The sequence below is a fragment of the Cryobacterium sinapicolor genome (assembly GCF_004403465.1).
GTDB lineage: Bacteria > Actinomycetota > Actinomycetes > Actinomycetales > Microbacteriaceae > Cryobacterium > Cryobacterium sinapicolor.
Map to the genome: position 1 here is coordinate 19,154 of NZ_SOGQ01000002.1, position 8,179 is coordinate 27,332.

An 8,179-nucleotide genomic window follows, 5' to 3' on the forward strand; every position below is an offset into this window, starting at 1 on the left:
CGCAGCTCCGGACGCCGCGTGCACACGGCACAGCGAACTGTACCCGATCGCGTGCCGCTCATGTGAGGGTAGTTTCACCCATTCATGCTCATCTGAGCAGAACGCGCCAATTCACCAATTGTTACTTCGCAGGTAGCACAGCGGCAACACCGCCTCCGTAGCATGGCGATCACTGTCGATCGTTGAATATTGAGGGAACCCCTATGTCGCCTGCACCAAACAGCCGTCTGAAATTTGCGTTTTCCGCTCTGTTGGGCATGGGGCTGGTCGCCAGCCCCCTCGTGGCCCTGCCGGCCTTCGCCGACGTCGGCGGCACCGGAGTCGTGATCAACGAGGCCTACCTGAACGGTGGCAGCACGGGAGCGACCTATCTCAACAAGTTCGTGGAGCTCTACAACCCCACCGACGCCGCCGTCTCCCTCGACGGCACCTCGCTCCAGTACCGATCGGCCACGGGTGCGGCGAACCCGTCCGGCACGCTCGCGCTGAGCGGCGCGATCCCCGCCAAGGGGTACTACCTGGTGCAGGGAACGGCCAACTCGACCAACGGCGCGGCGCTGCCCACCCCCAACGCCACCCTCGGTTTCTCCTTCGCCGGTGGCGGCGGAACCCTCTTCCTCGCCAACCAGGCCACGCAGCTGACTGCCCCAGCCACGGGATCCCTCCTCAACGCCCCCGGCGTCATTGATGTGCTCGGCTACGGCACCTCGCTGACCTACGAGACCACGGTGGCGTCCGCCGCATCCGTCACCACCGCGCTCACCCGCGCCACGGGCCTGGACACCGACGTCAACTCGGTCGACTTCACCGTTGCTGCTCCCACCCCGACGAACGCCGCCGGTGAGACCGCGGCCACCCCGGTCGAGCCGACGGCCACGCCCACCCCGACGGCCACGCCCACCCCAACGGCCACGCCCACCCCGACGCCCACCCCGACGGCCACGCCCACCCCGACGCCCACCGCGACGACTCCGCCCGCGCCGGCCACCGCCCTCGCGATCAAGGAGATCCAGGGCGTCACGGATGCCGGCGCACAGACCGGCAAGCTCGTCACCACGACCGGCGTCGTCACCGCCGCATACCCCACGGGCGGCTTCAGGGGCTTCTACCTGCAGACCCCCGGCACCGGCGGCGCGGTCGACCTGACCACGCACACGGCCTCCGACGGGCTCTTCGTCTACACGAACGCCTTGGCCGCCCCGGTCGCGGCCGGCGACCACGTCTCCGTCACCGGCACCGCGACCGAGTTCTTCGGCCTCACCCAGATCACAGTCACCGCGCTCAGCGACGTGACCGCGCTGGACAAGGCCGGGATCGTCGCACCGGTCCCCGCTACCGTCGGCCTCCCGTCAACGGCTGCCGCACGCGAGTCCCTCGAGGGCATGATCGTCTCCCCGCAGGGTGACTTCACCGTCACCAACAACTACACGACCAACCAGTACGGGGAGATCGGCCTCGCGGCCGGCGCCACCCCGCTCGTCGGCCCGACCGTCACCGCCCGCCCGGGAACGGACGCGTACACTGCGGCCGTTGCCGGCAACAAGGCGCGCGCGGTCACCCTCGACGACGGCGCCACCACCAACTACCTGTCCAGTATCAACAAGGACAAGCCCGTTCCGTACCTCTCGACGACCGCCCCGGTGCGGATCGGCGCGGCCGTGACCTTCACCACGCCGGTCGTCCTCGACTACCGCAACAACGCCTGGAAGTTCCAGCCGATTACCGAACTGGTTCCCGCGAACGCGGCGACGGTTCAGCCGGCCACCTTCAGCGACACCCGCACCGCAGCCCCTCGTGCCGTGGGTGGCGACATCCGTCTGGCCACCTTCAACGTGCTCAACTACTTCGCCACGACCGGTGACTCGATCACCGGCTGCAGCTACTACAGCGACCGGGCCGGCACGCCGATCACGGTCAACAGCGGCTGCGGCGCCCGCGGCGCGGCCACCCAGGTCAGCTTCGAACGGCAGCAGGCGAAGATCGTCTCGGCGATCAACGCCCTCGACGCCCACGTCGTCACCCTCGAAGAGATCGAGAACTCGGCCCGCTTCGGCAAGGACCGTGACTTCGCCCTCGCCAACCTCGTCACCGCGCTGAACACCGACGCGGGCAGTCCGGTCTGGGGCTTCGTTCCCTCGCCGGCAGCTCTCCCGGCCAGCGAAGACGTCATCCGCACCGCATTCATCTACAAGACCGCCGCGGTCGAAACCGTGGGCGGCTCGACCATCTTCGACGATGCCGCGTTCGTGAACGCCCGCCAGCCGCTGGCCCAGGCGTTCCAGCTGGTCGGCGACGCCGGCAGCAGCTTCCTCGCGATCGTCAACCACTTCAAGTCAAAGGGCTCCGGAACCGGAGCCGATGCCGACACCGGCGACGGCCAGGGCGCCTCGAACCTGTCCCGCGTGAACCAGGCGACCGCGCTCGTCGGATTCGCCGACTCACTGAAGGCCAGCACCGGCATCGCGCGCGTCTTCCTCACCGGCGACTTCAACGCCTACGACCAGGAAGACCCGATCAAGGTCATCACCGACGCGGGTTACCTCAGCCAGGAAGCAAAGACCGGCGAGTACACCTACGCGTTCGGAGGCGCCGTCGGCTCGCTCGACCACGTGTTCGCGTCGCCCGAGGCGAATGCCGCGGTAACCGATGTTGACGTCTGGAACATCAACTCGGTCGAGTCCGTTGCGCTCGAGTACAGCCGGTACAACAACAACGTCACCGACTTCTACGTGGCCGACCCGTTCCGCTCGTCGGACCACGACCCGGCGATTGTCGGGTTGAACCTCGCCAGCCCCACCGACGTCGACATCAACCTGCTCAACATCAATGACTTCCACGGCCGAATCGACGCCAACACCGTCAAGTTCGCCGGAACGATCGAGCAGCTCCGCGCGGAATACGGGGACGCGGCCACCCTGTTCCTCTCCGACGGCGACAACATCGGCGCCTCGCTGTTCGCCTCGGCGTCGCAGGGCGACAAGCCCACCATCGACGTGCTGAACGCGCTCGGCCTGAAGACCTCGGCCGTCGGCAACCACGAGTTCGACCAGGGCTTCGCGGATCTCACCGGCCGCGTCGCCGACGCAGCCGACTTCGACTACCTCGGCGCGAACGTCTACCTGCTCGGCACGACGACCCCGGCGCTGCAGGAATACGCGATCTTCGACGTCAACGGCGTCTCGGTCGGCGTGATCGGCGCCGTCACCGAGGAGACCCCGGCGCTGGTCTCGCCGAACGGGATCGCCAGCCTGAGCTTTGGTGACCCGGTCGCCGCGGTCAACCGGGTCTCGGCCCAGCTCACCGACGGTGACCCGGCCAACGGCGAAGCTGACGTGCTGATCGCCGAGTACCACGAGGGGGCCGGCGCGGGAACCCCGGACGGTGCCAGCCTCGAGCAGGAGCTCGCCCTCACCGACAGTGCGTTCGCCCAGATCGTCACGCAGACCTCGGCCGAGGTCGACGCGATCTTCACCGGCCACACGCACAAGCAGTACGCGTGGAACGCTCAGCTGCCCGGTGCGGCCGCCGGCGTCACCCGCCCGGTGCTCCAGACCGGCAACTACGGCGAGAACATCGGCCAGGTCGTTCTGAACTACGACATCGCCTCCGGTGACACCACGACCGTGAAGAACCAGAACGTCAAGCGCTCGGTCACGGCCGACGCGACGCTGGTCGCCGCCTATCCGCGGGTCGCCGCGGTGAAGACGATCACGGATGCCGCGCTCGCCCAGGCGGCCGTCATCGGCAACCAGCCGATCGGCTCGTTCACGGCCGACATCACCCGCGCCTGCCTCGGCGGCACGGCACCGTGCACCGAGAACCGGGCCGCACCATCGGCGATGGGCACCCTGGTGGCTAACTCGCTGCGCGAATCGCTGGCCGACCCGCTCAAGGGCGGCGCCGAAATCGGCGTGGTCAACCCCGGCGGCATGCGCGCCGACCTGCGGTACTCGCCGGACGGCGTCGTCACCTACGCCGAGGCCAATGCGGTGCTGCCGTTCCTGAATAACCTGTGGACGACCAGCCTCACCGGGGCTCAGTTCAAGAAGGTCCTGGAGCAGCAGTGGCAGCGGGACGCGGCCGGCAACATCCCGAGCCGCCCGTTCCTGCAGCTGGGCCTGTCCGACAACGTGAACTACACGTTCGACGCGAGCCGGGCCGAGGGCGACCGCATCACGGGCATCTGGATCGACGGGTCGGCCATCGACCCGGCCCGCTCCTACCGGGTCGGATCGTTCAACTTCCTGCTCACCGGAGGGGACAACTTCCGGGAGTTCAAGAACGGAACGGGAACGCGCGACTCCGGTCTCGTCGACCGAGACGCCTGGATCTCCTACATCACGGCCAAGAGCCCTCTGACGCCGTCGTTCGCCACCCGCCAAGCCAGCGTCACGGGTGTTCCGACTGAGACCGTCGAACGTGGCGCCTCGGTCACGTTCACCGTGGGCGACCTGAACCTGAGCTCGCTGGGAGCCCCGAAGAACACGGCGCTGTCCGTGCTCTGGGCGGGCAGCAGTGCCGGCCTGGGCACGACATCCATCGACGCGACCGGCACGGCGACCGTTACCGTCACGGTGCCTCAGGATGCTGCGGCGAACAGCGTGCTCGAGCTCACCGCCACGGAGTCCGGCACTATCGTGCGGGTTCCGATCACGGTCAATGTGCCGGTGGCGCCGACGACCGAACCGGTCACCGCGAGCCCGAAGGCGCTGACCAAGGCGCTCAAGGACGCGATCGACACCGACGCGGCAACGTATGCCGCGGGCGCCCCGGTCACGGTCGACGTCGGAGCGCAGCTGGCGGGCGAGTTCGTCTACGTGTCGCTGCAGTCGAAGCCGAAGGACAACCAGGGCGGCTGGCTGCTGGTGAACGCGCAGGGTGAGGTCAGCACGACCCTGTCGGCCGACATTCGTGCGGGCAAGTACAAGCTCGTCGTGCAGGACGAGGCCGGCGACGTGCTCGGCTGGACCGAGATCAAGATCGAGAAGGTGAAGCGCGGTCGGTAGGAGCGCCCGGAAGAAAACGGACCGGCGCGGAACCGAGCCTCTCGAGGCCGGCCGCGCCGGTTCGGCGTTTCCGGTCCGACACGCACGCGACACGCGCGGCATTGGCGGCGGCGCCGGTAGACCTCGTTAGCCTTGGGTAATGTCGACGATCAAACATCCGGTCGGCCCCCAGTCCAGCAAGGTGTACTGGCGCCGTCGTCTCGTGGTGGGCCTCGGCCTGCTCATCGTGCTTGCCCTCCTCATCATGGTCATCTCATCCCTCGTGCGCCCGGCCGCCGGCGAGCCGGGCAGCACGCCGACGCCCGCGGCCGAGGCCGCGTCGACGGGGGCGAAGGCCTCCGTCTCCGACCCGGCGGCGGCTGCGGCCGCGTGCGACCCGTCATCCGTGCAGGTCGAAGCGACCACCGACGCGGTCAGCTATGAGCCCGGGGCAGAGCCGATGCTGTCGCTCAGCGTCACCAATATCGGCGACGTCCCGTGCGTGCTGAACGCGGGCACGGCGACTCAGGTTTTCACGGTCTCGAGCGGCGCGGACGTCTACTGGACGTCGACCGACTGCCAGCAGGAGGCAGGCGACGCCGACGTCACCCTGCAGCCGGGCGAGCCCGTGAGCTCAGGGGAGGCGATCGTCTGGGACCGCAGCCGCTCGAGCCCGGAGACCTGCGGCGAGGCCACCCGCGACGCCGCGCCGGCCGGGGGAGCGGCATACAACCTGAGCGTGACCGTCGACGGCATCGAGTCGGCGACCCCGAAGCAGTTCTTCCTCTCCTGAGCCGCCCGGTGGTCGAGCGGCCCGGTGGTCGAGCTTGTCGAGACCCGATCGCTCCTGGCATGGCTCTCCAGAGGTGCGCATGTCGGGACCGCACCGCGTCAACTGGTTGAATGGAAGCCGTGACTGAAGAGACTCCACCGACGAATTCCCCTGCCCTCGCCGCCGCTCTGGCGGCCCAGGATGTGGTCGCCGTGGCCTATGCCCTCCGCAATGACGTGATGATCGTTCCGCAGCTGGTCGTCAACGGTCAGGCGGAGCAGGTGCGGGTCTTCGGGCGCGAGGGCACCGACCGACGGATGCTGCTGCTCTTCTCCTCCGCCGAGAACTACGCCCGCATGGTGCCCGACGAGGTCGATCCGCAGGTCATGGTCGGCGACGCGCAGTGGCTCCGCGAATTCCTCACCGTGCACCAGCAGGTGCTCGAGATGGTGTTCTTCGACATCGCCGGTCCGCACGTCATGCAGGCCGCGCCGGCGGACCTGATGAGCGCCCTCGGCCCGCTACCCGGCGAGTCGGAGTCCGGCGAAGGCGAGCGCGGCGAGTAGCTCCCGATCGACCCCCTCAGGCTGGGGGTCCCCAACCGCCCGACCGGGCGGGCGCCCCGCGATAGGCTGACGTTTGACAGTGTTCGGCTCGCTTTCACAGCGGAATCCGACGGACTTCTCACGGTCAGCATTCGGCCTGTCAGGGAGCAGGTCAGAGTGGCGGGGACCGGGCAGGATCCGATCGACGCCCGCCTCGCGCGCGTTGAGCGTCAGTACTGGATCGACCGCAATGTCGCCCTCGAGGACGCCGAGGCCTGGCTGGCCGAGCTCGGTGAGGGAGAGCACGGCGCCACCGCACGCCGGTTGCTGGTTGTCGTCGCGGCCGTGCGCATCCGTCGCGGAGATCCGGGACAGATCGCCGTACAGGTGCAGCAGATCCTGAGCTGGGCGGAGCAACACGGCGAACTCGCCCTGCAGTCGCGCTGTCATGACGTTCTCGGTTCGGTCTTCGAAATGGTGGGCGACCGGGCGCTGGCCCTGGAGCATGCCGTCGCCGCGAACGATCTGCTCGAGGACTCGGAGGTTCCGCTGATGCGAGCCGCCGCCCGCAAGTGCCTGGCCGACGCGCTCGGCTCGGCAGGGTCCCTCGATGAGGCGCGTCGCCGCTACGACGATGCCCTCCGCCTGGTCATCGACGACCCAGAGACCATCATCCGTTACAACATCCTCAACAATCTCGCCTACACCGAGTACCTGGCCCACAACCAGGCCGCGGCCCTCGCGGCCGTTGAACAACTGATCGGACTGTCCGAGGTGGGTGACCGCCAGATCGGCATGTACGCGCTCGACACGGTCGCACGCGTCTACCTCACCGCGGGGCGGCTGGACGAGGCGGAGGCGAAGCTGCTGCCGGCGATGGACCCGGAAGTCGGCGATCTGCATCCCGACGGCTCCGCCGCGGCCCTCGTCACCCTGGCCGTGATCTACCGCACGCAGGGAAAGCTGCACCAGGCGCAGACTGTGATCGACCGGTGCCGCGAGCTGGCCCAACGGTTCGGGCTCATTCGATGGTCGACGGAAGCGGCCCGGGAACAGGCCGAGATCCACGCCGCCAACGGCGATTTCCGCGCCGCGTTCGAGGCGTACCGGCACTTCCACGAGCAGTCCGAGGCGCTCGGCGCGAGCGAGAATGAGTCGCGCGGGCGCATCCTCGAGGCCGTCTATCAGACCGCGGAGTCCCGCCGGGAGAGCGAGCGGTACCGCGAGTTGGCCGAGCGTGATCCGCTCACCGGACTGCGCAACCGCCGGTTCGTCGACGAGCACCTCGGCGCGGCGCTGATGCGTGTGCGGGAGGGTGGGCCGAGCGTGGCCATCGCCATGGTCGACCTCGATCACTTCAAGCGCATCAACGACACCCTGTCGCACGAGGTCGGCGACACCGTACTCCGCGAAGTGGGCAGCATTCTGATCACCGCCGCGGCATCCGCGGCCGACGGCATCGCCGCGCGCCTGGGAGGGGAGGAATTCCTGCTGATCATGCCGGGGATCGACGCCACCGAGGCGCACCTGCGCTTCGACGCCGTCTGCCGGGCCATCGCTGATCACGACTGGTCGTCGATCACCGGTACGCTTCCGGTGACCGCAAGCCTCGGGGTTGCCGTGGCGCCCGCCGACGGCCAGCAGATTTCGGACCTGCTGCGCGCCGCCGATGTGCGCCTGTATGTGGCGAAGCGCGATGGTCGCAACCGGGTCGTGCATGCGGCCATCGTCTCCACGTCGAACCCGGTGGCCGAGCTGCTCGAGGCCCGCTAGATGTTCTTCCCACGGAGGTTGTGAGCGTGGCGTGAGCTAAAAAGGTGAGGACCTCCGGTATCGATTGGGTTACCACACTCAAGTCGATGCCACGGAGGCCCTCA

4 protein-coding genes are annotated in these 8,179 nt (G+C 68.5%); all 4 read left to right on the forward strand.

The annotated features are described in order from the left end of the window. The first annotated feature begins 203 nt into the window (after positions 1-203). Positions 204-5,006 carry an ExeM/NucH family extracellular endonuclease gene (locus E3T28_RS00105; RefSeq protein WP_134426722.1) on the forward strand — a complete coding sequence of 1,601 codons (4,803 nt, stop codon included), beginning with the start codon at positions 204-206 and terminating at the stop codon, positions 5,004-5,006. A gap of 139 nt (positions 5,007-5,145) precedes the next feature. Then, positions 5,146-5,778, forward strand: coding sequence for a hypothetical protein (locus E3T28_RS00110; protein WP_134426724.1), 633 nt, complete (start codon positions 5,146-5,148; stop codon positions 5,776-5,778). A gap of 119 nt (positions 5,779-5,897) precedes the next feature. After that, positions 5,898-6,323, forward strand: a complete 426-nt coding sequence (locus tag E3T28_RS00115) for a dehydrogenase (protein ID WP_370259828.1) — start codon at positions 5,898-5,900, stop codon at positions 6,321-6,323. 156 nt (positions 6,324-6,479) lie between these two features. After that, positions 6,480-8,075 (forward strand): tetratricopeptide repeat-containing diguanylate cyclase, encoded by a 1,596-nt coding sequence (locus tag E3T28_RS00120; protein WP_134426728.1) that lies wholly within the window; start codon positions 6,480-6,482, stop codon positions 8,073-8,075. Positions 8,076-8,179: the final 104 nt, after the last annotated feature.